The sequence below is a fragment of the Streptomyces sp. NPDC041205 genome (genome assembly GCF_055591765.1).
The window spans coordinates 42316-69021 of the sequence record NZ_JBVIZH010000006.1 but is presented as its reverse complement, the minus strand read 5'-3'; the positions used below and the strand labels follow the sequence as shown (position 1 = coordinate 69021).

24 protein-coding genes and 2 pseudogenes are annotated in these 26706 nt (G+C 73.5%); 13 read left to right on the top strand and 13 right to left on the bottom strand.

From position 1 onward, the window contains the following. The first annotated feature begins 121 nt into the window (after positions 1-121). Complete coding sequence (locus tag ACZ6BG_RS25390; RefSeq protein WP_469005399.1) at positions 122-1294, top strand: acyl-CoA dehydrogenase family protein; 1173 nt, start codon at positions 122-124, stop codon at positions 1292-1294. Here the strand turns inward: ACZ6BG_RS25390 and ACZ6BG_RS25385 are convergent. Further along, complete coding sequence (locus ACZ6BG_RS25385) at positions 1257-1889, bottom strand: hypothetical protein (protein WP_469005397.1); 633 nt, start codon at positions 1887-1889, stop codon at positions 1257-1259. The genes ACZ6BG_RS25390 and ACZ6BG_RS25385 overlap by 38 nt on opposite strands. A gap of 229 nt (positions 1890-2118) precedes the next feature. Between ACZ6BG_RS25385 and ACZ6BG_RS25380 the strand changes: the two genes are divergently transcribed. Next, on the top strand, positions 2119-3246 hold the full coding sequence (locus ACZ6BG_RS25380) for an Rv3169 family protein (protein WP_469005395.1): 1128 nt from the start codon (positions 2119-2121) through the stop codon (positions 3244-3246). 32 nt (positions 3247-3278) lie between these two features. After that, positions 3279-4379 carry a phosphotransferase family protein gene (locus ACZ6BG_RS25375; protein ID WP_469005393.1) on the top strand — a complete coding sequence of 367 codons (1101 nt, stop codon included), beginning with the start codon at positions 3279-3281 and terminating at the stop codon, positions 4377-4379. A gap of 51 nt (positions 4380-4430) precedes the next feature. On the opposite strand, the gene ACZ6BG_RS25370 is transcribed toward ACZ6BG_RS25375, so the two are convergent. Continuing rightward, positions 4431-4886 (bottom strand): hypothetical protein, encoded by a 456-nt coding sequence (locus ACZ6BG_RS25370; RefSeq protein ID WP_469005391.1) that lies wholly within the window; start codon positions 4884-4886, stop codon positions 4431-4433. Positions 4887-5206: 320 nt separating this feature from the next. Here ACZ6BG_RS25370 and ACZ6BG_RS25365 point away from each other — a divergent pair, with 320 nt between their 5' ends. The 4 genes from ACZ6BG_RS25365 to fxsA all read left to right on the top strand — a co-directional run bounded on the left by ACZ6BG_RS25365 (position 5207) and on the right by fxsA (position 9382). After that, on the top strand, positions 5207-5647 hold the full coding sequence (locus ACZ6BG_RS25365) for an Lrp/AsnC family transcriptional regulator (RefSeq protein WP_468453388.1): 441 nt from the start codon (positions 5207-5209) through the stop codon (positions 5645-5647). A 55-nt stretch (positions 5648-5702) separates the two neighbouring features. Continuing rightward, the gene (locus ACZ6BG_RS25360) at positions 5703-7340 is read left to right on the top strand and encodes an amidohydrolase (RefSeq protein WP_469005389.1); all 1638 of its coding nucleotides are present in this window, start codon (positions 5703-5705) and stop codon (positions 7338-7340) included. A 591-nt stretch (positions 7341-7931) separates the two neighbouring features. Then, the gene (locus ACZ6BG_RS25355) at positions 7932-8726 is read left to right on the top strand and encodes a polyprenol monophosphomannose synthase (RefSeq protein WP_468453392.1); all 795 of its coding nucleotides are present in this window, start codon (positions 7932-7934) and stop codon (positions 8724-8726) included. A gap of 62 nt (positions 8727-8788) precedes the next feature. Further along, complete coding sequence (fxsA, locus tag ACZ6BG_RS25350; RefSeq protein ID WP_469005385.1) at positions 8789-9382, top strand: FxsA family membrane protein; 594 nt, start codon at positions 8789-8791, stop codon at positions 9380-9382. 365 nt (positions 9383-9747) lie between these two features. On the opposite strand, the gene ACZ6BG_RS25345 is transcribed toward fxsA, so the two are convergent. The 4 genes and pseudogenes from ACZ6BG_RS25345 to yczE all read right to left on the bottom strand — a co-directional run bounded on the left by ACZ6BG_RS25345 (position 9748) and on the right by yczE (position 12115). After that, positions 9748-10122 carry an RNA polymerase-binding protein RbpA gene (locus tag ACZ6BG_RS25345; protein ID WP_030360404.1) on the bottom strand — a complete coding sequence of 125 codons (375 nt, stop codon included), beginning with the start codon at positions 10120-10122 and terminating at the stop codon, positions 9748-9750. A gap of 256 nt (positions 10123-10378) precedes the next feature. Further along, positions 10379-10579: pseudogene (locus ACZ6BG_RS25340) on the bottom strand (MFS transporter); the annotation flags it as partial. 82 nt (positions 10580-10661) lie between these two features. Then, a complete protein-coding gene (locus ACZ6BG_RS25335; RefSeq protein ID WP_469005382.1) occupies positions 10662-11429 on the bottom strand; it encodes a glycerophosphodiester phosphodiesterase in 768 nt (255 codons plus the stop codon). Further along, positions 11426-12115: a membrane protein YczE gene (gene yczE, locus ACZ6BG_RS25330; protein WP_469005380.1), complete on the bottom strand. Its 690-nt coding sequence runs from the start codon at positions 12113-12115 to the stop codon at positions 11426-11428. Before yczE ends, ACZ6BG_RS25335 begins: the two co-directional genes overlap by 4 nt. Before the next feature lie 97 nt (positions 12116-12212). Between yczE and ACZ6BG_RS25325 the strand changes: the two genes are divergently transcribed. Continuing rightward, positions 12213-13718 (top strand): SCO1417 family PLP biosynthesis transcription factor, encoded by a 1506-nt coding sequence (locus ACZ6BG_RS25325; protein ID WP_469005378.1) that lies wholly within the window; start codon positions 12213-12215, stop codon positions 13716-13718. A gap of 21 nt (positions 13719-13739) precedes the next feature. Here the strand turns inward: ACZ6BG_RS25325 and ACZ6BG_RS25320 are convergent, their stop codons facing one another. Both ACZ6BG_RS25320 and ACZ6BG_RS25315 read right to left on the bottom strand, forming a co-directional pair. Beyond that, the gene (locus ACZ6BG_RS25320) at positions 13740-15311 is read right to left on the bottom strand and encodes a P-loop NTPase family protein (protein ID WP_469005376.1); all 1572 of its coding nucleotides are present in this window, start codon (positions 15309-15311) and stop codon (positions 13740-13742) included. A 46-nt stretch (positions 15312-15357) separates the two neighbouring features. Further along, complete coding sequence (locus tag ACZ6BG_RS25315; protein WP_030360399.1) at positions 15358-15552, bottom strand: hypothetical protein; 195 nt, start codon at positions 15550-15552, stop codon at positions 15358-15360. Positions 15553-15901: 349 nt separating this feature from the next. Between ACZ6BG_RS25315 and ACZ6BG_RS25310 the strand changes: the two genes are divergently transcribed. From ACZ6BG_RS25310 to ACZ6BG_RS25290, 5 genes and pseudogenes are all read left to right on the top strand, one after another. Then, on the top strand, positions 15902-16321 hold the full coding sequence (locus ACZ6BG_RS25310) for an ankyrin repeat domain-containing protein (RefSeq protein WP_469005373.1): 420 nt from the start codon (positions 15902-15904) through the stop codon (positions 16319-16321). 299 nt (positions 16322-16620) lie between these two features. Further along, complete coding sequence (locus ACZ6BG_RS25305; protein ID WP_469005371.1) at positions 16621-18039, top strand: HEAT repeat domain-containing protein; 1419 nt, start codon at positions 16621-16623, stop codon at positions 18037-18039. A 515-nt stretch (positions 18040-18554) separates the two neighbouring features. Beyond that, complete coding sequence (locus tag ACZ6BG_RS25300) at positions 18555-19685, top strand: glycosyltransferase family 4 protein (protein WP_469005369.1); 1131 nt, start codon at positions 18555-18557, stop codon at positions 19683-19685. 14 nt (positions 19686-19699) lie between these two features. Continuing rightward, a pseudogene (locus ACZ6BG_RS25295) lies at positions 19700-20857 on the top strand (glycosyltransferase); the annotation flags it as partial. Between the two features lie 362 nt (positions 20858-21219). Further along, entirely contained in the window at positions 21220-22077 is an 858-nt protein-coding gene (locus ACZ6BG_RS25290; RefSeq protein ID WP_469005367.1) for an SGNH/GDSL hydrolase family protein, read from the top strand. A gap of 85 nt (positions 22078-22162) precedes the next feature. Here the strand turns inward: ACZ6BG_RS25290 and ACZ6BG_RS25285 are convergent, their stop codons facing one another. The 5 genes from ACZ6BG_RS25285 to ACZ6BG_RS25265 form a co-directional block, all read right to left on the bottom strand. Next, positions 22163-23050, bottom strand: coding sequence for a 5-oxoprolinase subunit C family protein (locus ACZ6BG_RS25285; RefSeq protein WP_469005365.1), 888 nt, complete (start codon positions 23048-23050; stop codon positions 22163-22165). Continuing rightward, positions 23047-23679 carry a 5-oxoprolinase subunit B family protein gene (locus ACZ6BG_RS25280; RefSeq protein WP_469006184.1) on the bottom strand — a complete coding sequence of 211 codons (633 nt, stop codon included), beginning with the start codon at positions 23677-23679 and terminating at the stop codon, positions 23047-23049. The genes ACZ6BG_RS25285 and ACZ6BG_RS25280 overlap by 4 nt, the downstream gene beginning before the upstream one ends. Positions 23680-23732: 53 nt before the next feature. Beyond that, positions 23733-24497 carry a LamB/YcsF family protein gene (locus tag ACZ6BG_RS25275; protein WP_469005363.1) on the bottom strand — a complete coding sequence of 255 codons (765 nt, stop codon included), beginning with the start codon at positions 24495-24497 and terminating at the stop codon, positions 23733-23735. A 114-nt stretch (positions 24498-24611) separates the two neighbouring features. Continuing rightward, positions 24612-25394 (bottom strand): putative hydro-lyase, encoded by a 783-nt coding sequence (locus ACZ6BG_RS25270; RefSeq protein WP_469005360.1) that lies wholly within the window; start codon positions 25392-25394, stop codon positions 24612-24614. Continuing rightward, positions 25391-26692 carry an MFS transporter gene (locus tag ACZ6BG_RS25265; RefSeq protein ID WP_469005356.1) on the bottom strand — a complete coding sequence of 434 codons (1302 nt, stop codon included), beginning with the start codon at positions 26690-26692 and terminating at the stop codon, positions 25391-25393. The genes ACZ6BG_RS25270 and ACZ6BG_RS25265 overlap by 4 nt, the downstream gene beginning before the upstream one ends. Between the last annotated feature and the right edge of the window lie 14 nt (positions 26693-26706).

The window sequence follows — 26706 nt, the reverse complement described above, 5'->3', positions numbered from 1 at the left end:
GTCGCTGGTCAGCCGCTTCCGAGACCCGGAAGGGCAGCATCGGCTTGGCAGTGTCCCCGACGGCGGCGCCACACCCCGTGCGCGAGCCCGTCGCAGCGCCCGACAGGGAGAGGAGAGCGCCATGCCCGAGGGAGCCGCACAGTCGGTCGAGCGTCAGCTGCCCACCGAAGAGGCCCGGGATCTGTTCGCGCTCGTGCGTGAACTGGTCCAGCGCGAGATCGCGCCGCACGCGGCCGCCGAGGAGGAGGCCGGACGCTTCCCGCGCGAACTCTTCACCTTGCTCTCCGAATCGGGCCTGCTCGGTCTCGCCTACGACTCCGAGTTCGGCGGCGGCGACCAGCCGTACGAGGTCTACCTCCAGGTCCTCGAAGAACTCGCCGCCGCGCGCCTGACCGTCGGCCTGGGCGTCAGCGTCCACTCCCTCGCCTGCCACGGGCTCGCCGGGTACGGCACCAAGGAACAGCAGGCCGAGCACCTGCCCGACATGCTCGGCGGCGGCCTGCTCGGCGCCTACTGCCTGTCCGAGCCGTCCTCCGGCTCCGACGCCGCGTCGCTGCGCACCAAAGCCGTGCGCGAGGGCGACGACTGGGTCATCACGGGTACGAAGGCGTGGATCACCCACGGCGGCATCGCCGACTTCTACACCGTCCTGGCCCGCACCGGCGGCGAGGGCGCCCACGGCGTGACCGCCTTCCTGGTGCCGGGCGACGCCGAGGGGCTCACGGCCGCGGTGCCGGAGAAGAAGATGGGCATGAAGGGCTCGCCGACGGCGCAGCTCCACTTCGACGGTGTCCGGGTGTCCGACGCCCGCCGCATCGGGGACGTGGGGCAGGGCTTCGCGATCGCGCTCTCGGCGCTCGACTCGGGGCGGCTCGGCATCGCGGCGTGCGCGATCGGCGTGGCCCAGGCGGCGCTCGACGAGGCGGTGGCGTACGCGACCGAGCGCAAGCAGTTCGGCCGCCCCATCGCCGATTTCCAGGGCCTGCGCTTCATGCTCGCGGACATGGCGACGCAGATCGAGGCGGGCCGGGCGCTGTACCTGGCGGCGGCCCGGCTGCGGGACGCGGGCCGCCCGTTCTCCAAGCAGGCGGCGATGGCCAAGCTGCTGTGCACGGACACCGCGATGAAGGTCACGACGGACGCCGTGCAGGTGCTCGGCGGCTACGGCTACACCCTCGACTTCCCGGTCGAGCGCTTCATGCGCGAGGCCAAGGTGCTGCAGATCGTCGAGGGCACGAATCAGATCCAGCGCATGGTCATCGCCCGCCATCTCGCGGGTCCCGACTCGCGCTGAGCCGCGGGTCGGGGGGAGCGCCGGGGACGGGGCCGAACTGGTTGTCCCGGTCCGTACCGAACCACGCGTCCCGGTCGGTGCCGAACCGAGTGTCCCGGTTCACGCCGAAGGACGTGTCCCGGTCCGTGCCGAAACGCGCCTCCCGGTCCATGCCGTACCGCGTGTCCCTGCCCGAACCGAACGCCCCCTCCGAGCCGAACCCCCCGTCCGTCCCGAACGGCCGCTCCGCCCCGTACTGCCCGCCGAACTGGCCGCCGCGCACGGTCGGCGCCGCGAGCCGCACCCACTCCGGGTCGTGGCGGCCCGGCAGCGTCCGGCCGCGCTCGGCCCACAGGCGCAGCAGGGCGCGGTAGATCGGCGGGTCCTGCACCGGGACGGGCTGCGGCGGGGGCGGGACCGTGGGGGTCTGCTGCGGGTACTGGGTCTGCTGTGAATACGGCTGCTGCTGGGGGTACTGGGACGGCTGTGCGTACGGGTTCGGCTGCGGGTAGTGGGTGTACTGGGGCCGGTGAGGAACCGATTCTGCGGTGGCGGCGGGCGTGGTCGCGAGGGGGCGCCTGCGGTGGCCGGCCGGAGCGTGGGTGGGGGTGGTCATGCCGGGCCAACGGTCGGCGCGGAGGCCAGGTCACCCCCGGGTCGAATCGTGCGTGCGTTCATGCCCCGTCCGGCCGCGGCGCGCACGGCGCTCGGCGCCCGCGCCACCGGGTGAACGCGACCTGGCACGTGTCTGGCCCCGGCACGGCAACTGACGTACCGTCACCTCCACGCCGGGGTCCGCCGCACACCGGGCGACGTCAACTCCCCGGAGTCCAGGGAGATGTGCCGTGTCGGACGACCGCCCCGTACCGCTCGACGAGTACCCCGTCCACCAGGTGCCACTGTCGATGAAGCACGTGGCGACCGGCGACCGGAACGCCTACGACCGCTGTATTTTCCACCTCTTCGACCACCAGGGTCGCGCCCTGCTCATCCTCGGCCTCGGCGTCTACCCGAACACCGGTGTCATCGACGCCTACGCGACCCTGCGCACCGGCGACACCCTGCACGCCGTCCGCGCCTCCGACGCGCTCGGCGACGACCGGTCGAACCTGTCCGTCGGCCCGCTGCGCATCACCGTCGAGGAGCCCCTGCGCAGGCTGCGCCTGACCTGCGCGGCGGACCCGGACGACGCGGACTCGCTCGCGTACGACATCGAGTGGAGCGCCGACTTCCCGGCGCTGTGGGAGCCGCACCACATCCAGCGCCGCGGCGGCAGGCTCACCCTCGAAGGCCGCCGGTTCGTGCAGGCGGGCGGCTGCGCCGGGGTGATCCGCGCGGGTGGGGCGGAGATCGCGGTGACAGCGGGGGAGTGGACGGCGACCCGGGACCGCAGCTGGGGGGTGCGGCCCATTCCGGGCGAGGAGGCGGGCCGTCTCGAAGAGGACTTCCCGACCGAGGGCTTCCACTGGATCTGGTGCCCGGTGCGCTTCGACGACCGCTTCCTGATGGTCATCACCCAGGAGGACGCGGACGGCTACCGCACCCTCAACGACGCCACGCTCGTCCGTCCGGGCCACCCCGACCGCCAACTCGGCTGGCCCCAGGCCGACATCAGCTACCGCTCCGGCACCCGCCACCCCGAACGTGCCGTCGTCCACCTCATGGACCCCGAGACCCGCAAGCCCCTGGAGCTGGGCGTCGAGACGCTGACGTCCCTGCCGCTCGCCGTCGGCGCCGGGTATCCGCCCGCCGACGACTGGCAGCACGGCACCTGGCGCGGCCGCGACTGGGTCGACCGGCGCACCTACGACCTCTCCGACCCGGCCGCGCACCCGCTGGCCGCGTACGGGGTCATCGACCACGCGGCCCGCTTCACCCTGGACGGCCGCGTCGGCCACGGCATCTTCGAGCACGGCACGTTCGGCCGCCACGACCCGAGCGGCTTCGCGGACTTCGGCTCCATGGCGCCCTGAGCGTCCGGGCGCCCCGAGGGAGGAGTACGGACATGGCAACGGAATCCGACCGGCCCCGACTGCGCACCACGACCCGTGCACCGGACGACCTCGCCCGGCGCCTCACGACCTGGCTCGGCGGCCAACTGCCGGGCGCCAAAACCGTCCATGTGTCCGTGCCCGAGTCGAACGGCATGTCCAGCGAGACGCTCCTCTTCGACATCGAGCACCCTGAACCGCCGCTCGCGCGGTGCGCGTTGCGCCTCGCGGCGGACCCGGCCGCGTACACGATCTTCCCCGTGTACGACATGGAGCGCCAGCACCGCACCATGCGCCTGGTCGCCGAGTACACCGACGTACCCGTGCCGCGCGTGCTGTGGCTCGAACGGGACCCCGGGCCGCTCGGCGCGCCCTTCTTCGTCATGGAGCGGGTCGCGGGGCGGGTGCCGCCCGACGTGATGCCCTATACGTACGAGGGGAACTGGCTGTACGAGGCGAGCGACGCGGAGCGCGCGCACCTGGAGGACGCCACCGTCTCCGTCCTCGCGCGCCTGCACGACCAAGTCCCGGCCGCCGACGCCGCGTTCCTCGCGCTGCCCGGCGAGGGCGGCGCGCTACGCCGCCATGTCGCCTCACAACGCGCCTACTACGACTGGGTGGTGACCGGACTCCCGCGCTCTCCGCTCATCGAGAGCGCTTTCGCGAAACTGGTGGACCTCTGGCCGCGCGAGGAAGGCGCGCCGGTGCTCAACTGGGGCGACGCGCGCATCGGCAACATCATCTACGACGGCTTCGAGCCCGCCGCCGTGCTCGACTGGGAGATGGCGTGCCTGGCGCCCCGCGAGGTCGACCTCGGCTGGACCGTCTACCTGCACCGGTTCTTCCAGGACCTCACGGTGAGCTTCGGGCAGAGCGGGCTGCCCGACTTCCTGCGCCGCGAGCGGATCGAGGAGCGGTACGCCGAACTCACCGGGCACCGGCCCCGCGACATGGACTTCTACACGCTGTACGCGGCGCTGCGGCACGCCATCGTCATGCTGCGGGTCGCCTACCGGCAGGTGCACTTCGGGGAGGCGACGGTACCGGCGGACCCGGACACGCTGATCCTGCACCACGCCAGCCTCGCGGCGATGGTGCAGGGCAGCTATGAGTGACGGTGTGCCGGGCCCGGCCCGGCGGTGCCGCGATCCGGGGTCCGAGGCGTCTCAGGCGGCCGCGCGACGGGTGGCCTGGCGGGGCACCCGGATCGGACGCGAGCCGGGCCCGCCCACGTGCGAGAACGGCTGGGTGCGCCAGTCCAGGCCCTGAGGCAGCGTCAGGAGCAGGGCGGTGTCCTGCTCCTGGGCCTCGAGGGACTCGTCGGCGGCACTGGCCTCGGACGCGGCGCGGCCCGTGCCGGCGCAGACGGTGAGCCCGAACGGGTTCCACGGAGTGGGGCACAGCGCGTGCTCGGGCAGGGCGTCCTCGTCCGCGAGGAGCGCGATGGGCTGCCGGCAGTCCGGGCAGATCACCCGGTACATCTCGTAGGTGTCGTACGCGTCCGGTTCGTCCGCCGTGCCGTCGTCGGTGACGGTCTGTTCGACGCCCTCCGGGGCGGGCTCGAGCTCGACGGGCTGCTGCTTGCGGCGCGTGGAACGACCGGGGCGCTTCAGGTTCTGCATGGGAATCTCCCCCTCGGGTGGGCCGACAAGGCGCTGCGGCCTCGACCACAGCAAGCACTTCCCGTCCGGTCCGGGGGGTAATCGCTCCTGCCCGACGGACACGGTCATATGTCTGTGGTGTTCGTCACATGCCAGATGGAGATGCCGCTTCGCGCGGGGTGGCCGCCGGGGCGCCGGGACGGGGTGCGCGCCTTCCAGGGGCCGGGGCGGGCGCCTTCGGGCCGGCGTGCGTGCCCTCCGGGGGCCGGGGCGCGCGTTTTGCCTCATCCCTTGCGTCTCTCAGGTATCGGTGAGGATCAAGAGGCCTGTAGGTTCGGCGCATGGAGGAGCTGGACCGACAAATCGTGCAGCTGCTCGTCAAGGACGGGCGGATGAGCTACACCGACCTGGGCAAGGCCACGGGCCTGTCCACGTCAGCGGTGCACCAGCGGGTGCGCAGGCTGGAGCAGCGAGGAGTGATCCGCGGGTACGCCGCCGTCGTGGACCCCGAAGCGGTCGGCCTGCCGCTCACGGCCTTCATCGCGGTGAAGCCGTTCGATCCCAGCGCCCCCGACGACATCGCCGAGCGGCTCGCCGGAGTGCCCGAGATCGAGGCCTGCCACAGCGTCGCGGGCGCCGAGAACTACCTGCTCAAGGTGCGCGTGGCGACCCCGCACGAGTTGGAGAACCTGCTGGCCCGGCTGCGCACGCTCGCCGGGGTCTCCACGCATACGACGGTGGTCCTCTCGACGCCCTACGAGTCGCGGCCGCCCCGGATCTGACCCGGCGGGGGCCCCGCGAACCGGAGCCTCGCGCGCAGGCGCGAGACTGTTCCCCATGAGTGAGCGCATCACCCCCGAAACCGGGCATCGCACCGTCCTGCTGCGCGGCGGCGAAGTCCACAGCCCCGCCGACCCCTTCGCGACCGCGATGGTCGTCGAGCGCGGGCACATCGCCTGGGTCGGCTCCGAGGGCGCCGCCGACGGCTTCGCCGACGGTGTCGACGAGATCGTCGACCTCGAAGGGAACCTGGTCACCCCGGCGTTCACGGACGCCCATGTGCACATGACGTCCACCGGGCTCACGCTCACCGGACTCGATCTGTCCCGCGCCCGGAGCCTCGACGACGCGCTCGTTCTCGTACGCGAACACGCCGCCGCGCACCCACACGACCGCGTGCTGCTCGGCCACGGCTGGGACGCCGCCCGGTGGCCCGGCGGCCGTCCGCCCACCCGTAGGGAACTCGACGAGGCCACCGGCGGCCGCCCGCTCTACCTGTCGCGTATCGACGTGCACTCCGCCGTCGCGAGCACCGCCCTCCTCGACCTCGTCCCCGGGGTCGCCGACGCCGCCGGGTTCCACGCCGACGCGCCGCTGACCGCCGACGCCCACCACGCCGTGCGCACCGCCGCCCACGCCGCCGTGACGCCCCAGCAGCGGGCCGCCGCCCAGCGCGCCGCGCTCCGGCACGCCGCCTCGCTCGGCATCGGCTCGGTGCACGAGTGCGCGGGCCCCGTGATCTCCGGCGAGGACGACTTCACCTCACTGCTGCGCCTGGCCGACGAGGAGGCCGGGCCCCGGGTCGTCGGGTACTGGGCCGAGCAGGGCGCCGAAGGCGTCGCCCGCGCGCGCGAGCTGGGCGCCATCGGCGCTGCCGGTGACCACTTCGTGGACGGCGCGCTCGGCTCGCACACGGCGTGGCTGTGCGAGCCCTACGCCGACGAGGCCCCCGGCACCGGCAACGCCTACCTGACCGCCGCCGACGTCGCCGCGCACGTGGTGGCCTGCGCGGAGGCGGGCGTTCAGGCCGGGTTCCACGCCATCGGGGACGCCGCCGTCGGGGCCGTCGTGGACGGGATGCGCGCCGCCGCGGAGAAGGTCGGCCTGGCCCGGGTGCGGGCCGCGCGGCACCGCGTCGAGCACGTCGAGATGCTCACCCCCGAGACGGTCGCCGCGTTCGCCGAGTTCGGCCTCACCGCGTCCGTGCAGCCCGCCTTCGACGCGCTGTGGGGCGGCGAGGACGGCATGTACGTCCAGCGCCTGGGCGCCGAACGGGCTCGTGCCCTCAACCCGTACGCGGCCCTCCTGCGCGCCGGTGTCCCGCTGGCCTTCGGCTCCGACAGCCCCGTGACCCCCCTCGACCCCTGGGGCACCGTCCGGGCCGCCGCCTTCCACCGCACGCCCGAGCACCGGGTGTCCGTGCGCGCCGCCTTCACCGCCCACACGCGCGGCGGCTGGCGTGCCATCGGCCGCGACGACGCGGGCGTCCTGGTGCCCGGCGCCCCCGCCGACTACGCCGTGTGGCGGACCGGCGAACTCGTCGTCCAGGCACCCGACGACCGGGTCGCCCGCTGGTCCACCGACCCGCGCTCCGGCACCCCCGGCCTTCCCGACCTCGGCCCCGGCGCCGAACTGCCCCGCTGCCTGCGGACCGTGGTGGGCGGACAGCCGGTATTCGTACGGCCTAACGAGTGATGTCACCGGTGCGGCGCGGCTCCGAACGGGGCCACACGGCGCGTCGCGCGACCTGCGGCGCTCGCCACTGACCTGCTGATCTGCGCAAAAGACGCAGGTCAGAGGGCTATTGACAGACGGCGGCCGTCGGCGGGTAGTTTCGGCCGCGTCCACCACAGGACGTCCGACCGGCGAACCCGCGCACAACCGTCGACCGCCGCTGGATCATGGTCGGTGTGCCACCCCGGCGCACCGCCACCGGGAGCCAGGTCCAGCGCCCACGACGCTCAGGCGCGGGAACGCATCCGCCGGAAGGGGGTCGTCCCTCCTGCTCCCAGGAGCTCGGGGGAGGTGCGACCCGGGTAGGGCCCGGCCGCTCAGTAGACAACGGCTCTCGGTCGATCCGCAGCCAGCGGGTCCCAGGCCGGCCCGAAGGGCGCCGGGCCCGATCCGCAGGATCGCTCCTGCGTGATCCCCGGGGGGACGAAAGTCGCGCTCCGGACACTGTCGCCCTCCCCGCCGCGTCCCTGCCGGGCCGACGGTCCGTGGCGTCGCAACACCCCAGGCCCGGGCCACTATGGTGGTTCCCTGCGTACGAACGAAGGGGCAGTAGTGAGCAACGGCGGCGGGATCAGCGAAGCAGCGGACGCGGAGCGGCAGTTCGGCCCGCTCGGCGAGGCCTTGGTGATCATCCCGACCTACAACGAGGCGGAGAACATCCAGGCGATCGTCGGCCGGGTGCGCACCGCCGTGCCGCAGGCGCACGTCCTCGTCGCCGACGACAACAGCCCCGACGGCACCGGGAAGATCGCCGACGAACTCGCGGCCGACGACGACCAGGTCCACGTCCTGCACCGCAAGGGCAAGGAAGGCCTCGGCGCCGCCTACCTCGCCGGCTTCTCCTGGGGCCTGGAGCACGGCTACGGAGTCCTCGTCGAGATGGACGCCGACGGCTCCCACCAGCCCGAGGAACTGCCGCGGCTGCTCACTGCCCTCAAGGGCGCCGACCTCGTGCTCGGCTCGCGCTGGGTGCCCGGCGGGCGGGTCGTCAACTGGCCCCGGTCCCGTGAGTTCCTCTCCCGCGGTGGCAGCACGTACTCGCGGCTGCTCCTCGACGTGCCGATCCGCGACGTCACCGGCGGCTTCCGCGCCTTCCGCGGCGAGACCCTCCAGGGCCTCGGCCTGGGCGACGTGGCCTCCCAGGGCTACTGCTTCCAGGTCGACCTGGCCCGCCGCGCCATCAAGGCCGGCTACCACGTCGTGGAGGTGCCCATCACCTTCGTCGAGCGGGAGCTCGGCGACAGCAAGATGAGCCGCGACATCGTCGCCGAGGCGCTGTGGCGGGTCACGGCGTGGGGCGTGGGGGAGCGGGTCGGCAAGGTCCTGGGCCGCAAATCCTCTCCCTGATCCCGTACGTTGTTGATCACCCCCTTATGCCGGTCTGAGCCGCGCCCAGGCACACTGGGGGCATGACGACTGGCGCACCGCCTCCCACCCAGCCCGCCCGGCCCCGGCGCTCGCGCGTCCTCAGGTTCCTGCCGCTCGGACTCGCCGCCTGGCTGGTCCTGGAGATCTGGCTGCTGACCGTCGTCGCCGGGGCCACCAGCGGGCTCACCGTCTTCCTGCTCCTCGTGGGCGGCCTGGTGCTGGGCTCCTTCGTCATCAAGCGGGCCGGGCGGCGCGCCTTCAAAAACCTCAGCGAGGCGGTGCAACAGCAGCAGCGGGGGGTTGCGGCCACGCCTGACTCCGGGGGCGGCAGTGCCCTCACGATGCTCGGCGGTCTTTTCCTGATCCTGCCCGGTCTGATCTCCGACGCCGTCGGGCTGCTGCTGCTCGTGCCGCCGTTGCAGAAGGTTCTCAGTCGCAGTGCCGAGCGGGCCTTCGAGCGCAAGGTGCGTGCGGCCGCGGCCGCGGCGCCCGGGGGGTTGGGGGACGCCTTCCAACAGGCTCGGATGCAGCACCCCGGCGGGAAGGTGGTCCAGGGTGAGGTGATCCGCGAGGACGGGCCCTCGGCGCCGCACGGGCCGTCGCGGGGGCCGGAGGACCCACAGCTGCCGCGCTGAGGCTTGGCCCTCGCGGGTGCGCCCCAGCGCCGCCCCTTCCCGGCTGTGTCGATTTGCGGCTCCGCCGCGTGGGGGCGCTGCCCCCAGACCCCCGCTCCTCAAACTCCCCCAAGCTCTTAAGGAGCAGGGGGGACCCCCACGAGGGGCTGAAGATGTGCCGGTGAGTCCCAGCCCGTCCGGCGTTTGAGGACGAGGCGCGGAGCGCCGACAGCGGGGGTCCAGGGGGCGGCAGCCCCCGGTTTCGGAGAAGGGGCGGGACTGGGGCGCCCCCGCGAGGGCACTGCCCATCCGCACAAACGAGGGCGGGCCCACTGCCGAAGCAGCGGGCCCGCCCTCGTCGTTACTCCGCTCCGCGGTCCGCGCGCTTACGCGGACTTGCGGCTGTCACGCGGATGCACCGCAATATTCATCGCACCGGACCTGAGAACCGCCAGGCGCTCCTCAAGGACCTCCTCGAGCTCTTCTCGAGTACGGCGCTCCATGAGCATGTCCCAGTGCGTACGCGCGGGCTTGCCCTTCTTCTCCTCAGGTCCGTCGCCGTCCACGAGAAGTGCCTGGGCCCCGCAGACCTTGCACTCCCACTCGGGCGGGATCTCCGCCTCCACCGAGAACGGCATCTCGAATCGATGTCCGTTCTGGCATGCGTACTCCACGGCCTGGCGCGGGGCCAGGTCGATGCCGCGGTCGGTCTCGTAGCTGGTCACCACGAGGCGCGTGCCGCGAAGAGCTCGCTCACTCATGAATCGTGCCTCCCGGGCTTGTCGCCCACAGGACAGGTGTCGCTGTCGTCGTCATCCGGTCAACGTCCGGTCGGCGGTAAAGATTCCCGTTCAGGGTCATGCGTCGCCGTCGTATGCCGCCCCTTGTTGTACCCACCAGCGCCCGGTTTGTCACATCTGGCAGCAGATGTCACCCAGCGTTTCTGAATCCTCAGCGCGCAGTAACGGTCCGCCTGGCAGGCCAAACGCGTACACTACCGGCCTTCGCCGCTCGGTGCTAAATCCGGCCGGGTCCGAAACGGCCCGCGTCGCGCGCCGCGCGCCGTACCGGAACCCGCGCGAGCGGCCCGCGCCCGAGCGCGAAGGGCGCTACGAGCGACGGGATCGTGTCCCGGTACGGCCCTGTGAGCTGGTACGTCAGTCCGAAAGGCAGCCGCCCGAGCCGCACCGCGCCCCGGTCGCCGAACTCGTACGTGGAAGCATCCGGCGGTACTCGGCTTCTTTTCCGTTTCTTTCCTCTTCGTGGCCCGCAGCACCGGATACGGGAAAACGCCGGGTCCTCAGACCCAGGTGCCCCGGTCCTTGAGCACGTCGCGCAAGGTCTCGATGTGATCCGTCATGATGCCGTCGACGCCCAGGTCGAGCAGGGCGTGCATGCGATCGGCGTCGTTGATCGTCCACACGTGGACCTGGAGCCCGCGCGCGTGGGCGGTGCGGACGAAGCGGTGGTCGACCACCCGGACCCCCGACTGCGCCTCCGGCACCTGGGCGCACACCGCCGAGACCCGCGGTGTCGTCGGCACCCCCAGAGAGCGCAGCCGCAGTCCGAGGACGCCGCGTGTGCCGAACGACGTGGCCAGTCGCGGCCCCGCCAGGCGCTGGGCGCGCGCGACGCGGCCCTCCGAGAAGGAGCCGACGCACACCCGGTCCCAGGTGCGGGTGCGCTCGATCAGTTCCAGGAGCGGCAGGAGGGCGGACTCCGCTTTGACGTCCACGTTCCAGCGCACGTCGGGGAAGGCCGTCAGCATCTCTTCGAAGAGGGGGACCGGTTCGGTGCCCGCCACGCGCGCGTGGCTCACCTCGCTCCAGGGAAGGTCCGCGATCCGGCCCGACGCGTCCGTGACCCGGTCGAGCGTCGCGTCGTGGAACGCGGCCAGCTTGCCGTCCGCCGTGGCGTGCACATCGGTCTCGATGTAGCGGTAGCCCGCGTCCACGGCGCGGCGGAAGGCGGCCGCGGTGTTCTCCAGGCCGTCGGCCGCGCCGCCGCGGTGGGCGAACGCGAGCGGGCCGGGGTGGTCGAGGTAGGGGTGGCGTACGCGCGTGGTCACCGTTGCAGTATCGCCTGCTCCGATGGCTCTCCGGAGGCCACGACGCGGCCCGCGGTGGATGCGGGGACGGCGAAGAAGCGCAGGAAGAACTGGGCGAGGGGGCCGATGCACAGGGCGTAGAGGACCGTCCCCACGCCCACGGTGCCGCCGAGCACGAAGCCGGTGACGACGACCGCCACCTCCACGAGGGTCCGCATCTGGCGGATCGAGCGCCCGGTGCGCTCGTTGAGACCCGTCATCAGGCCGTCGCGCGGTCCAGGACCGAACTTGGCCGCGATGTAGAGACCCGTCGCCACGCCGTTGAACACGATCCCCGCCACCAGGAGCGGTATGCGGATGCCCAGGGCGTGCGCGTCCGGTACGAGGGCCAAGGTGCCGTCCATCGCCAGGCCGACGACGAAGACGTTCGAGACCGTCCCGAGGCCTGGGCGCTGGCGTAGGGGGATCCACAGAAGCAGCACGGCGGCACCCACGAAGATCGACACGACTCCGATCGACATCCCGGTGCGCTCGGCGATGCCCTGGTGAAGCACGTTCCAGGGCTCCAGGCCGAGCCCCGAGCGCACCAGGAGTGCGGAGCTGGCGCCGTACAGGGCGAGACCGACGTACAGCTGGCACAGCCGCCGTGTGAGGTGGCGCCCGCCGTGCGATCCCGTAGTGGGCCGACCTGATTTCGCCCTGGACAAGAGAAGCCCCCGTGGTGGTAGTGGCCTGACACATGACACTCTGTGGCTTGGTGGCGGACGCCAACCATGGCCAATTCGACGAAGGTGGACTGGGATCATGCCTCAGTGGACATCAGCGGTGGGCTCGACCCAGCTCGCCCGACTGCTCACCTCCCAGCAGGCGCGCCCCGCGGGCGCCGGCACCCGCCGCCCGCCCGCCTATCGCGCCCTTGCCGACGGTATCCGCCTCCTCGTCCTGGAGGGACGCGTTCCCGTGGCCGCCCGCCTGCCCGCCGAGCGCGAGCTGGCCGTCGCGCTCGCCGTCAGCCGGACGACCGTCGCCGCCGCCTACGAGGCGCTGCGCACCGAGGGCTTCCTGGAGTCCCGCAGGGGAGCGGGCAGTTGGACGGCGGTCCCCGCCGGGAACCCGTTGCCCGCGCGCGGCCTCGAACCGCTGCCCCCGGAAGCGCTCGGCTCCATGATCGACCTCGGCTGCGCGGCCCTGCCCGCGCCCGAGCCCTGGCTCACCCGCTCCGTGCAGGGCGCACTCGAGGAGCTCCCGCCCTACGCCCACACCCACGGCGACTACCCGGCCGGACTCCCCGCCCTGCGCGCCATGCTCGCCGAGCGCTACACCGCGCGCGGCATACCCACCATGCCGGAACAGATCATGGTCACCACCGGCGCCATGGGAGCCATCGACGCGATCTGCCACCTCTTCGCGGGCCGCGGCGAGCGCATCGCCGTGGAGTCGCCCAGCTACGCCAACATCCTCCAGCTGATGCGCGAGGCGGGCGCGCGCCTGGTGCCCGTGGCGATGGCTGAGGGCCTCGGCGGCTGGGACATGGACCGCTGGCGCCAGGTCCTGCGCGACGCCGCGCCCCGGCTCGCGTACGTCGTCGCCGACTTCCACAACCCGACCGGCGCGCTCGCCGACGAGGACCAGCGCCGCCGCCTGGTCGACGCTGCCCGGCACGCGGGCACGGTCCTGGTCGTCGACGAGACCATGAGCGAACTCCGACTCGACGACGGTCTCGCCATGCCGCGCCCCGTCTGCGGGTTCGACCCCGCGGGCTCCACCGTCATCACCGTCGGCTCGGCGAGCAAGGCCTTCTGGGCGGGCATGCGCATCGGCTGGGTGCGCGCCGCGCCCGACGTGATCCGCAGCCTGGTCGCCGCGCGCGCGTACGCCGACCTCGGCACCCCCGTCCTGGAGCAGTTGGCCCTCAACTGGCTGCTCAGCACCGGGGGCTGGCAGCAGGCCGTGGACGTGCGCAGGGAGCAGGCCCGCGACAACCGTGACGCGCTGGTCGCCGCCGTGCGCCGCGAGTTGCCCGGCTGGGAGTTCGAAGTGCCGCACGGCGGGCTCACGTTGTGGGTGCGCACCGGCGGGCTCTCCGGCTCGCGCATCGCCGAGGTCGGCGAACGCGTGGGCGTGCGGGTGCCGTCGGGCCCCCGCTTCGGCGTGGACGGCGCCTTCGAGGGCTACGTGCGCCTGCCGTTCACCGTGGGCGGGGCCGTCGCCGAGGAGGCCGCGGTGCGGCTCGCCGCGGCTGCCCGGCTGGTGGAGTCGGGGACGGGCGCGGGATCCGGGGCGGAGGGGCCGCACACGTTCGTGGCGTGAGGGTCCCTCCGCCCGGCGCGCTCAGCCCTCGGCGACCGCGGGGGCCAGCGCCGCGTCCGCCGGTGTCGTGCGGGCGGGGAGCAGGTCGAGGACGGCCCGCCGGTGCGCGTCGCTCGTGGCGTCGTCGTACGGGTCGGGGGTCGCCGGGACCTGGAGGCGGTGCACGGGGCCGGTGCCGAGACGGGCGTAGCCGCGCCCGGGAGGCAGGTCCGCCGCGGGGGTCGTGTGCGGACGCGCGCCCAGGACCTCCTCGACCTGGCCGGGTGTGGCCGGACCGAGCACCACGCGCGCGCGGGTGTGCTGGTACACGGCGTCGGTGAGGGCGTCCGCGCTGTCGAGTTGGTCGGCCACGACGACGGTGACGCCCGCGGCGCGCCCGTGCCGCAGCGGCACCTGGAGCAGCGTCTGCGGATCGCGGTGGCCGTCGGCGGCGGCCAGGTGGCCGAGGGTGCTGGGGCGGTCGAGGAGGATCCACAGGGGCCGCTTGATGTCGTCGGGCGGGGGGTGGCCCGTCTGTCGGGCGCGGTTCGCGGCGATGAGCCGTCGCTCCGTCTCGTGTGCCGCCCACTCCAGGCTGGCGAGCGCCCCGGCGAGCCCGCACTCGACGGCGAGGACGCCGTCGCGCCCCGTCAGACACGCGAAGTCGCCGGTGCCGCCGCCCTCGATGATGACGACGTCGCCGTACTGGAGCGCCTGCAGGGCCACCGAGCGCAGCAGTGTGGTGGTGCCGCTGCCTGGGTGGCCGAGGACCAGCAGATGGGGTTCGGTGGAGCGGCCGCCGGTGCGCCACACGACGGGCGGTACGTCGCGCTGCTCGTCGCCGTCCGCCACGGGCAGGGTGCGCTGCACGGCGGACGGGTCGGTGAAGCCGAGCACGGTCTCGCCGGGGGCGGTGACGAAGCGCTGGGCGGCGATGTCGGTGGGCAGCGGCGGCAGCACGGTCACGGTGAGGGTGTTGCCCTCCTCGTCCCACGTGAAGTGGTACTCCCGGCCGCGCCCCGACTTGGCGTGCAGCAACTGCTCGATGCGCGCGCGGGATTCGGCCTCGCCGTCGGTGAAGTACGCGGGGTAGCGCAGCACCAGATGGGAGACGCGGCCGTCGTCGTCGAACGTGTAGTCGCTGAAGGCCTTGTCCCACTCGCCGCCGTGCGCGAACAGCGGGCTCGGATCGTCGGGGACGGAGAAGTACGGCACGAGTGCTTCGTAGAGCGACTGCAACCGCTGGACCTGGGCGTCGTCCGGGCCGGAGGGGGCCGGCGCGGTGCGCTCACGGCCGGTCCAGGCGGCGGCCGCCATCAGGCTGATGGCGGCGAGCAGCGGACCGTAGGGAATGAGCGCCACGACGAGGACCACGGAGGCCACCAGGAACAGCAGGGGGCCCCGGCGGTCCTTGGGGGTCTCGGACCACTTGCGCCGCCCGGCTCCGGCGAGGCGGCGCAGCCCGCGCGTGATCGTGATCAGCGGGTGGAGGACGTCGGTGGCACTGTCGGCGGCCGACCGGGCGAGTTCGCGACTGCGCGCGATGTGCTCCCGGCTCCGGGCGATCTGGGCGGTGCCGTTGCTCAGGATGCGGGGGAGAGGGCGCCGAGCCACGTCGTTCTCCTGGGGGTGGTGGTGAGCGGTGAACCGTCGGAAACCGTCAGAACTTGATGCCGCCGAGCAAGCTCGCGAGGCTCGCGCCTCCGGCCTTGATGCTCGGGGCGATGGCGGTGCCCGCGAGGTAGAAGCCGAAGAGCGCGCACACCAGCGCGTGGGAGGCCTTCAGTCCGTCTTTGCGGAAGAAGAGGAAGACGATGACTCCGAGCAGCACGACACCTGAGATGGACAGGATCATGAGGTTTCTCCTGGTCGATGGGGACAGTCACCATGAGTTCTTCCAGACTCACAGCATGTATCCATACGATAAAGGGTGCAAATGGGGTAAATTTCCGATATTTACCCCGAATGGCGGCGGCCTGATGGGCCGACTGTGCGCGTCGGAGGCGGTTTCGGAGCGGGGACCGGGGTGGGGGTCGTCACCCGACGTGATCTTTGCCGTGGACGCGGTCGGTCATGTGCCGTGACGGGCAGTACCCTGTCGATTCACTCGTACGGCTGCACGGCTGGGACACCGGGAACGATCCGGACCGGCCGCGCATTCGTTTCGGCCCTGTGCACGCGGAACACGAAAGGCGATCATCACTGTGAGCGATGAAGTCCCCGACACGGGGAGCGCGGCCGTCCCCGACCCGGAGGTCGTGGCGCTGGCGGGCAAGATCTTCGACCTGGCCCGAGCCGGTGACACCGACGCGCTCGCCGCGTACGTCGACGCGGGCGTGTCCGCGAACCTCACCAACGACAGCGGCGACTCGCTCGTCATGCTCGCCGCGTACCACGGCCACGTGGCCACCGTCCGGGTCCTGATCGAGCGCGGCGCGGACGTCGGACGCGTCAACGACAAGGGCCAGACGCCGCTCGCGGGTGCCGTCTTCAAGGGCTCCGACGACGTGGTCCGGGCGCTGCTCGACGGGGGCGCCGATCCTGCCGCGGGCACGCCGTCGGCGATCGACACCGCGCGCATGTTCGAGAAGGCCGAACTGCTCGCACTGTTCGGCGCCGCCTGAGCGGGTAGGCGGTCCGGCAGCACGGGGGCGCCGGAAATGTGGTCGCGGCGGGTTGAACCGCTGGGTCATCATGACGACGTGATTCACGGACGCGACGTCGGGGCAGGTGTTGCCGCAGCGCGCGGACCGTGAGCGGCCCGACCCCGGACATGGCGTCCGGGACCCTCCGGGTCACCGACGAGAGGCAGAGGAAGATGGTCTTCAGCAAGCAAGAGACGTGGGGCGGCCCGACGTGTTGGCGCGCGGCCAGGTAGTGCGGATTCCCGGTTGCGTCGACGCTTGATGTGAGGCTGTTTCCCATGTTCGAACCGGTCATAGCGCCCAGCGGTACGCTGCTCGGCCTGCTGCAGCGGGGCCGCGGCGACGGCACCCTGCACGCACTCACCGCGCCTCGGTCCGAGGCGCTCTCCGCCCTCGACCACTGTGTGCTGCACGACCCGCGGCACGACTGGCAGGTGGAGAACCGCTCGCTGTACTACGCGCGGCTCTACCTCGATCTGAACGGCGGGCTCGGCGCGATCCAGCGCCATCTCTTCGACCCCGACGACACACTCGACCCGGACGACTCACGCACCGGGCTCGCGCTGTCCGTCCTCGGCCACCTCGCCTCGTACGACAGGCTGGACGCCCTGCGCCTGCTGCGCAGCTACGCCGAGTACGGGGCGAACTGGGCCTGGGCCCTGGACGAACTGGCCCTGCGCGACGACGACGCGGGCCTACGCGCCCTCGCCGTTCCCGTCCTGGCCCGCTTCCCCACCGACGCGGAGGGCGAGGCCGCGCTCACCGAGGCCGTGCGCGACGCCTTCGAGCCCCGTCCCTGGCGGCTGTGGGCGGAGGATCCTCGGCCCGAGATCGGCGGCCGCGTGCGCGCCGCCGCCGAGCGCGGCTCCTTCGACCGCTGGCAGCGCCAGCTCGCACCCGCGGGGCCACGCCCCGGCTGGAGCGTGCGGGCCGTGCTCGCCTGGGCCCAGGAAGGACTGGAGCGTGGCGCCGCACTGCATGTGCCTGCCGCCCGCTGCCTGACCGCCGTCGCCGGACCCGAGGACCGCGCCGAGATCGTCGAGGCCGCCCGCCACGGCGCGGACGCCGAGCGTGGAACGGCCTTGTGTTATCTGGCCGACGCCAACGACCCCGGCGTACTCGACCTCCTGGAAGAAGCGGCGCAGAGCCCGTCGCGCGCCGTCGCCGACATCGCGGCTGAGACGTTCGAGCGGATGCGCTCCGTCGCCGCCGTCGAGCGGGCCCGGCAGTGGGCCGGACGCCCCGACGCGCTCGGCGCGGCCGCCGGCCGCGTGCTCGCCTGCAGAGGCGGCGCCCAGGACAGCCAGCTGGTGCTCGCCGCGCTGCGCGAGGCGGTGCGCGGCGAAGGCCCGGACGCGCCGACCCTGTGGCCGCTCGTCGACGGCGCGGGCCGCCTCGGCATCGGCTGCGCGGCGCCCGTCCTGCGCCATGTCTACCGCGAGACCGCCTCCTCCCACCTCAGAGGCCGCGCCGCTCGCGCGCTCGCCGCCACCGATCCCTCCTTCGCCGCGGGCTTCGCCGTCGAGTGCCTGTGGGACTGCGAGGAATCCACCCGCGAAGTCGCCGCCCGCCACGCCGAGACCGGCGACGCCCGCGTGGTCAACCGCCTCCGCAGGCTCGCCGCGGATCCCGCCGAGGAGGACGACGTGCAGTCGGCGGTACGGAGCCGGATCGGGCCGGACGCGCCTGCCGTGTGAGATTGGGGCGACGGGGGAAAGCGTCGGGGCGGTGCCCGGTCGGTGCCCTTTCGGTGCCGTGCTGATGGCCGGGGCCTGGGAAGTCGGCGGGTGCTGGATGCGCCGGGCGGGCTTCGGATGGGGTCCCGGGTGGGCTCCGGATGTGCTCCGGGCGAGGTCCGGATGGGTTCCGGGTGCCCTCCCGATGGGCTCCGGGTGTGCCCTGGCTGTGCTCTCGGCCGGTCGTTCGCGGAGTTCGCCTTCCCTCGCCGCCGTACGGTTCTGAGCAGGGCCTCTGCACGGATTGCTGTCAAGGAGAGCCGCGCCGGTGGACGGCGGCGACGTGGGCTGGGCCGCCCCCCCCGCGCTCGAAGAGCCCCCGTCCCTCGAAGGCCCGGCCCCCGCCCCCGCCCAGTGCGGAACGCCCCGCCTGCGGTGAATTGGACGGACCCCCGGAGCGCAACGCTCATGGGACGTTCCTCGTCAGGAAAGATCCACGTTGACGTGGGCACGCCCCGTCTGACGACAACACGGGTATGCGTGTCGTCATCGTCACCGAATCCTTCCCGCCCGACATCAACGGCGTGTCGCACTGCGCCCTGCAGACCGCCCGGCAACTCGTCGCGCGCGGTCACGAGCCCCTTGTCGTCGCCCCCGCCACCGCGGCAGGTGCCGACGCCGACGCCGACCCTCTCTCCCCGTGCCCCGTCGTGCGCGTACCCTCCCTGCCGCTCCCCGGATATCCGCAGGTCAGGGTCGCGTTGCCGAGTCGACGGCTGGCGGCGGCGCTGAGCGCGCACCAAGCCGACCTGGTCCATCTGGCCAGCCCCTTCGTGCTCGGTGCGCGCGGCATGGCCGCGGCGACCCGCAAGCACCTGCCCACGGTCGCCGTCTACCAGACCGACCTCGGCGGCTACGCGCGGACGTACATGGGCCGGGGCGAGGCCACCGCCTGGCGGCGCATCCGCGCGGTGCACGCCGCCGCCGACCGCACCCTCGCGCCCTCCACCGCGGCCCTCACCGACCTCGTCGCGCACGGCGTACCCCGCGTGCGGATGTGGCCGCGCGGCGTGGACACCGAGCGCTTCCGGCCGACGCTGCGCGACCCCGCCCTGCGCCGCGAACTCGCCCCCGACGGCGAACTGATCATCGGCTACGTCGGGCGGCTCGCCCCCGAGAAGCACGTCGAACTCCTGGCGCAGGTGTGCGGCCTCGACGGCGTCCGGGTCGTCGTCGTGGGCGACGGACCGAGCGCGGGCACCCTGCGCACGGCGCTGCCCGGAGCCACGCTCCTCGGCCGCCGCACCGGCGGCGAACTCGCCCGGATCTTCGCCTCCTTGGACGTCTTCGTGCACACAGGGCCCCTGGAGACCTTCTGTCAGACCGTGCAGGAAGCCATGGCCAGCGGCGTTCCCGTCATCGCGCCCGCCGTGGGCGGACCGCTCGACCTGGTGGTCCCCGGGAGCACCGGGATCCTCGTCCCGCCCGGTGACGCTGCCGCCGTGCGGGACGCGGTGTGGGTCATGGCCGCCGACCCGGTGCTGCGGGCCGCGTACGGGGCCGCGGGGCGCGCCGCCGTCCAGGGGCGGACCTGGGACGCCATCGGCGACCAGCTCATCGCGCACTACGAAGAAGTGCTCGCCGAGCGCACGGCGGTGGCGGCATGAGCGCGGCCCTCGGCATGAACCCCCTCGCCGCGGCACGCGCCGCGCGCACGGCCGGGCCGCTGCGCATCGTGCGCCTCGCCAACTTCGTCACGCCCTCGTCCGGCGGACTGCGCACCGCCCTGCGGGAACTGGGCCGCGGCTACTTGGCCGCGGGCCACGACCCCGTACTGATCGTCCCCGGAGAGCGCGCCGACACCGTCCGCACGGAGCAGGGACTCGTCATCACCGTGCCCGGGCCCGAACTGCCCGGCACCGGCGGCTACCGCGTCATCGCCGACCGGCGGCGCCTCACCCGCCTCCTGGAACGCCTCGCCCCCGACCGCCTCGAAGTCTCCGACCGCACCACCCTGCGCTGGACCGGCGAGTGGGCGCGCCGCGCCCGAGTCCCGGCCGTGATGGTCTCCCACGAGGCGGCGGACGCCGTGATGCGCACCTGGGGGCTGCCGCCGGGCCTGGCGCGCCGCGCGGCCGACGCGCTCAACACCCGTACCGCGCACGCCTACGCGCGCGTGGTGTGCACCACGGCCTGGGCGGAGCGCGAGTTCGTACGCGTCGGGGCGGGCAATGTCGTACGCGCCCCCTTGGGCGTCGATCTGGCTGACCGCCACCCGGGGCTGTGGGACCGGCGGACGCGGCACCGCTACGCGCGCGGGGACGACGATGTGCTCCTGGTGCTGTGCTCCCGACTCTCCGTGGAGAAGCGGCCCGGCATGGCGCTCGACACGCTGGAGACGCTGCGTGGGCGTGGCGTACCGGCCGTGCTCGTCGTCGCGGGCGACGGGCCGCTGCGTTCGCGGCTCGAACAGCGGGCACGGGAGCGGCGGCTTCCGGTGACGTTCCTCGGCCATGTCGGGGACCGCGCCGCGCTCGGCGCCCTGCAAGCCTCGGCCGACGTGTGCCTGGCCCCTGGCCCCTGCGAGACCTTCGGCCTGGCCGCGCTCGAAGCGCTCGCCTGCGGCACCCCGGTCGTGGCCAGCGCCTCGTCCGCGCTGCCGGAGATCGTGGGCGGCGCGGGGGCGGCCGCGGCCGACACGCCCCGCACCTTCGCCCACGCGGTGCGGGCGGTCCTCGAACGCCCGGAGCACATCCGACGGGCGATGGCACGCGCGCGTGCGGAGTGCTTTGGGTGGGATGCGGCGGTGGGGGCGTTTTTGGCGGCGCATGGAGTGGATAGGGCGAGTGGGGTGGACGCGGTTGATGCGGGATATGGGGCGGCTGGTGGGGGTGGGGTGGCTGTCAGGAACGGTGGGGCTGGTGGGGATGGGGCGGCTGTCAGGAAAGGTCTGGGTGTGGGGGATAGGGCGACTGTCAGGAACGGGGCCGCTGTGAGGAGTGGGGTGGCTGTGGGGGGCAGGTCTGTTGCGGGGGACGGCTCGGGTGCGGCTGTCAGTCACGGGCCTTGCTCTGACTCCGGCCAGGGCGGTGCACGGGTGGCGGCCGCCGCGGCCGGGGACACGGCACCGGCCGGGGACGGGGTCCGGGCACTGCGCCTCGTGGTGGGGCCCGGCGGCGGGCCGGACGGGGGCGGTGGCGGATGAGGCCGGTGACGTTCGTGGCGCTCGGGGACTCGCTCACGCAGGGAGTGGGGGACCCCGTGGGCGGCGCGTGGCGGGGCTGGGCGGCGTTGCTCGCCGCGGGCCTCGGGACGTCCCAACGGCCCGTGGCATTCCACAACCTGGCCGTCAGCGGGGCGCAGACCTGCGACGTGCACGGCCGCCAGACGCCCCGGGCGGTGGTCCTGCGGCCCGACATCGTGTCCGTCGTCGTCGGTGTCAACGACACCCTGCGCCGCACCTTCGACATCCGTGCCGTCGCCGCGCGCCTCGACGAGGTGTACGGCGCCGTCACGGCGGACGGCGCGGTGCTGCTCACCGCCTGCATGCCCGACCCCGGCGCCATGCTGGGCCTGCCCGGCGCGCTCGGCCGCCCGCTGGCCCGGCGGCAGCGCGCGGTCAACGCCGTCGTGCACGCCCTGTCCGAACGCCACGGCGCCGTCCACCTGCACGCGGCCGACGAGCAGTGGGTCGCCGACCGCGCCCTGTGGAGCGCGGACCGGCTGCACCCCGGGGAGCGCGGGCACCGGGTGTTCGCGGCCCGCTTCCACGCGCTGCTCGCCGCGGAGGGTCTGGCACCCGGCCCCGCCCCCGCCGTCGAGCCCGAACTGCCGCCGCCCGCCCCGTCGGCGAGCCTGCTGTGGCTGGCCACGGCCGGTACCGGCTGGATTGCCCGGCGCTGCACCGATCTGCTGCCGCAGCTGCTCGGCCTCGCCGTGGAGGAGGTGCAGCACCAGGTGCGGGGCACGAGCGGAGGGCTCGACGTCCGGGACGCGCACGCCGCGGCGGCGGCACTCGCGGGGCTCGGGACCGCCGAGCGGCAGGCGGAGGCGGCGTAACCTGCGGCGCCTCCGCGCCTGACCCGCGGCCCACCCGCGCTTGACCCGCGGCCCACCCGCGCTTGACCCGCGGCCCATCCGCACCTCACCCGCGGCCCACCCCCGGCCAGCCCCCCACCCCCACGAACCGCACCACCGTCCCCGGCACCGCCTGCGCCGCCGCTGCGAGGTCGCGCTCCCTGACGACGCCCACGACCGGGTAGCCGCCCGTCGTCGGATGGTCGGCGAGGAACACCACGGGCCTGCCGTCCGGCGGCACCTGGATCGCGCCCAGGACCATGCCCTCGCTGGGCAGTTCGCCGCTCGCCGCGCGCTCCAGGGGCGGCCCGTCGGTGCGCAGGCCGATGCGGTTGCTCGCCGACGACACGCGGTACGCGCGCGTGGTGAGCGTCCGCAGGGCCGTGACCGTGAACCAGTCGGTGCGGGGTCCGGGCGCCACCCGAAGGATCAGCTCGCGCGGCGGCCCGGGCTGCGCGGCGGTGTCCACGCGCGCGTGGGCGACGGGTGCGGCACCCAGTGGCAGCACCGCGCCGTCCGTCAGCGGGGGCGGGCCGAGCCCGGACAGCAGGTCGGTGGAGCGGCTGCCGAGGACCGGCTCGACGGCCACGCCGCCACCGAGTGCGACGTAACCGCGTACTCCGGAGACAGCGGTACCCACCTCCAGGAGAGCACCGGCAGGCACCCGCACCGGCGCGCCCCAGGCCACCGCTCGCCCGTCGACCGTCACCCGGCAGGGCGCGCCGCCGACGGCGACAGTGACGTCGCAACGGGGCCGCAGCGCACAGCCGTTGAGGGTGGTCTCCAGGACGGCCGCGGCGGCCGGATTGCCGACGAGACGGTTCACCAGGGCGGCGGCGGGCCGGTCGAGGGCGCCGGAGCGCGGCACCCCGAGGTGGGCGTGCCCGGGACGGCCCTCGTCCTGCACCGTGGTGAGCGCCCCGGCCCGTACGACCGCGAAGGCCCGGTCGGTCATCGGCCCTCCGGCACGAAGCGGACCCGCGCGCCCGGCGACAGGAGTGCCGCCGGTACGCGCGCGTGGTCCCACAGCACGGCGTCCGTCGACCCGATCAGCTGCCAGCCACCGGGCGAGGAGCGCGGGTACACGCCCGTGTACGGCCCGGCGAGGCCGACGGAGCCCGCGGGCACCGCCGTGCGCGGCGTCGCCCTGCGCGGCACGTCGGGCACCCCGTCGAGGCCCGTCAGATAGCCGAACCCGGGCGCGAACCCGCAGAAGGCGACGCGGAATTCGGCCGCCGCGTGGATCCGTGCCACGTCCCGCACCGGCACGTTCCACAGCGCCGCCACGTCGGCCAGGTCCGGGCCGTCGTACCGCACCGGGATCTCCAGGACGTCGTCCGCGCGCGCGGGCAGCGGCGGGATCTCCCAGGTCGGCAGGCGCGCGGCGAGCCGGAGCGGGGTGTCGGGTCCTTCGGGTCCGTCGAGGCCGTCCAGGAGCACCGTGCGGGCCGCGGGCACGATCTCGCGCACGACGAGGTCTCCGGCCGCGCGGCGGCGCAGCAACTCGGCGTGCAGGGCCGCGGCGGCCGCTCCGTCGGCGAGTTCGACGAGCAGGGCGCGCTCGCCCATGGGCAGGACCTTCATGGGCGGCGTCGGCATCGGCGGTGATGCCGGTGCTGGTGCCGTCGGGTGGATGCTCATGAGAACGCCTCCACCCGCACGCCCGCCGTTTCGAGGCGCGCTCTGACCCGCCGTGCGAGCTCCACCGCTCCGGGGGTGTCGCCGTGCAGGCACAGTGAGCGGGCCCGCACGTCGATGCGCCGCCCGCCGTGCGAGGCGACGGTGCCGAACCGGGCGATGCCGAGGGACCGTTCGACGACGGCGTCCGGCTGCGTGACGACGGCGCCGTCGGTGCCGCGCGGCACCAGCGTGCCCTCATCGGTGTACGCCCGGTCCGCGAACGCCTCCGTGACGACCGGGAGTCCGGCCTTCTCCGCCGCCTCCAGGAGACGCGATCCGGGAAGGCCGAGGACGGGCAGCCCGGCGTCGGCGAGGAGCACGCCGTCCACGACGGCGGACGCCTGCTCCCCGTCGCGCACCACGCGGTTGTACAGCGCGCCGTGCGGCTTCACGTACGCCACACCGGCGCCCGCCGCGCGCGCGAACACCTCCAGGGCACCGATCTGGTACGCCACTTCGGCCGCGAGCTCGGCGGCCGGCACATCCATGGCGCGCCGCCCGAACCCCGCGAGGTCGCGGTACGACACCTGGGCGCCGATCCGCACCCCCCGCTCCGCCGCGCGCTCGCACACGCGCCGCATGGTGGCCGCGTCGCCCGCGTGGAAGCCGCAGGCCACATTGGCGCTGGTGACGACGGACAGCAGCTCCTCGTCGTCGGTGAGCCGCCACCGCCCGAAGCCCTCGCCGAGGTCGGCGTTGAGGTCGATCGAGGCCGAGGTCATGTGCGTATCGCTCCTGTGAATTCGGGTGCTCCGCGCGCGTGGCGGCGCGTGTCCTGCGCGGTGGGATTCTTGGCCCGCGCGCGTGGGACGTGGTCCGCGCCGCGCCGGAGTCGGTCAGGCGACGCGGTACTGCTCGTCGCGCGCGTCGGTGATGAACATCCGGCCCGGCGCGTGCGTGATCGCGAACGGCGGCCGCGACGCCATCACGGCCGCCTGCGGTGTCACCCCGCACGCCCAGAACACCGGGATGTCGTCGGGCTCTGCGTCCACCGGATCGCCGAAGTCGGGCTCGGCGAGGTCGGCGATGCCGAGTCCGGCCGGGTCGCCGCAGTGCACCGGCGCGCCGTGCACCGCGGGCAGCACGGAGGTCTCCCGGATCGCCGTGGCCAGGTCGCCCGGCGGCACCGGGCGCATGGACACCACCAGGGGGCCGCGCAGCCGCCCCGCGGCACGGCACTGGCGGTCGGTGACGTACATGGCGACGTTGCGGCCCTGCGCGACATGGCGCAGCGGCACACCGGCCGCCGCGAGCGACCACTCGAAGGTGAAGCTGCAGCCGATGAGGAACGACACCAGGTCACCGCGCCAGTGCCCGAGCACGTCGGTGGGCTCGTCGACCAGTGCGCCGTTCTCCCACACGCGATAGCGCGGCAGGTCCGTGCGCAGATCGGCCCCTGGGGCCAGCGGTGTCGACCAGGAACCCGCGTCGGTCACGTCGAGGACCGGGCAGGGCTTCGGATTGCGCTGGCAGAACAGGAGCATGTCGTACGCCCAGTCGGCGGGGACGGACACCAGGTTCGCCTGGGTGTGTCCGGGCGCCCAGCCGGTCGTCGGCGCGCTGTGGCCCGCACGGAACGCCGAGCGTGCCTCTACGGGGTTCACGGCTTCGGGGTTCACAGCAGTTCCCTTCCGCGCGTCTCGGGCAGGCCGAACAGGGCGATCACGGCGAGCGCGTAACCGAACGCTCCGAAGATGAGCGCTCCGCCGACGCCCCAGCTGTCCGCGAGGAAACCGACGGTCGTGGGGAACACGGCGCCCACCGCGCGGCCGGTGTTGTACGTGAAGCCCTGCCCCGTGCCCCGCACGGCGGCCGGGTACAGCTCGCTCAGGAAGGAACCGAAGCCGCTGAAGATCGCCGACATGCAGAAGCCCAGCGGGAAACCGAGCACCAGGAGAAGGCCGTTGGCGTCGTCCGGGATGTTCGTGTACGCCGCGATGCTTGCCGCGGACAGGAACGCGAACAGCGTGATGTTGCGCTTGCGGCCCAGCTTGTCGGTGAGGTAGCCGCCCGTCAGATAGCCGATGAAGGCGCCGGAGATCAGGAACGTCAGGTACCCGCCCGTGCCGACGACCGTCAGCCCGCGGTCCTCCTTGAGGTACGTCGGCACCCACGTGGCGAGCGTGTAGTAGCCGCCCTGGACACCGGTGGACAACAGCACCGCGAACAGGGTGATGCGCAGCAGACCCGGCTTGAAGATCGCTGTGAACGAGCCCTTCTCCGTGCTCCGTTCGCGTTCGGCGGCCGCCTCGGGGGCGTCGTGCACATTGCGGCGTACGTAGATCACGAGCAGGGCGGGCAGCGCCCCGGTGAAGAACATGACGCGCCAGGCGATGTCGTCGTCCATGAACTGGAAGACCAGGGTGTAGACGATCGCGGCGAGCCCCCAGCCGACGGCCCAGGAGCTCTGGATCGCGCCGAGCGTACGGCCGCGGTTCTTGGCGGTCGCGTACTCGGCGACCAGGATCGCGCCGACCGCCCACTCGCCGCCGAAACCGAGCCCCTGGAGGGCGCGGAAGACCAGCAGGGTCTCGTAGTTGGGCGCGAAGCCGCAGGCCACCGTGAACACCGCGTACGTGATCACGGTGATCATCAGGGCCTTCACCCGGCCGATGCGGTCCGCGACGACGCCCGCGACGGCGCCGCCCACCGCGGACACGACCAGCGTGACGGTCGTGAACAGACCGGTCTGGCCGCTGTTCAGGCCGAAGTAGGCCGAGAGCGCGACCATGCTGAGCGGCAGCGTGAAGTAGTCGTAGGAGTCGAGCGCGTACCCGCCGAAGGCACCGGCGAACGCGCGGCGGCCGCGCGGGCCGAGCGCGCGCAGCCAGCCGAATGCGCCGTCGTCGTCGGGTGGTTGATCTCCGCGCGGCTGATCGTCCAGCTCTATGGCGGAAGGCGGGGGAGTCGTGCTCATGGGCACCTCGCAGA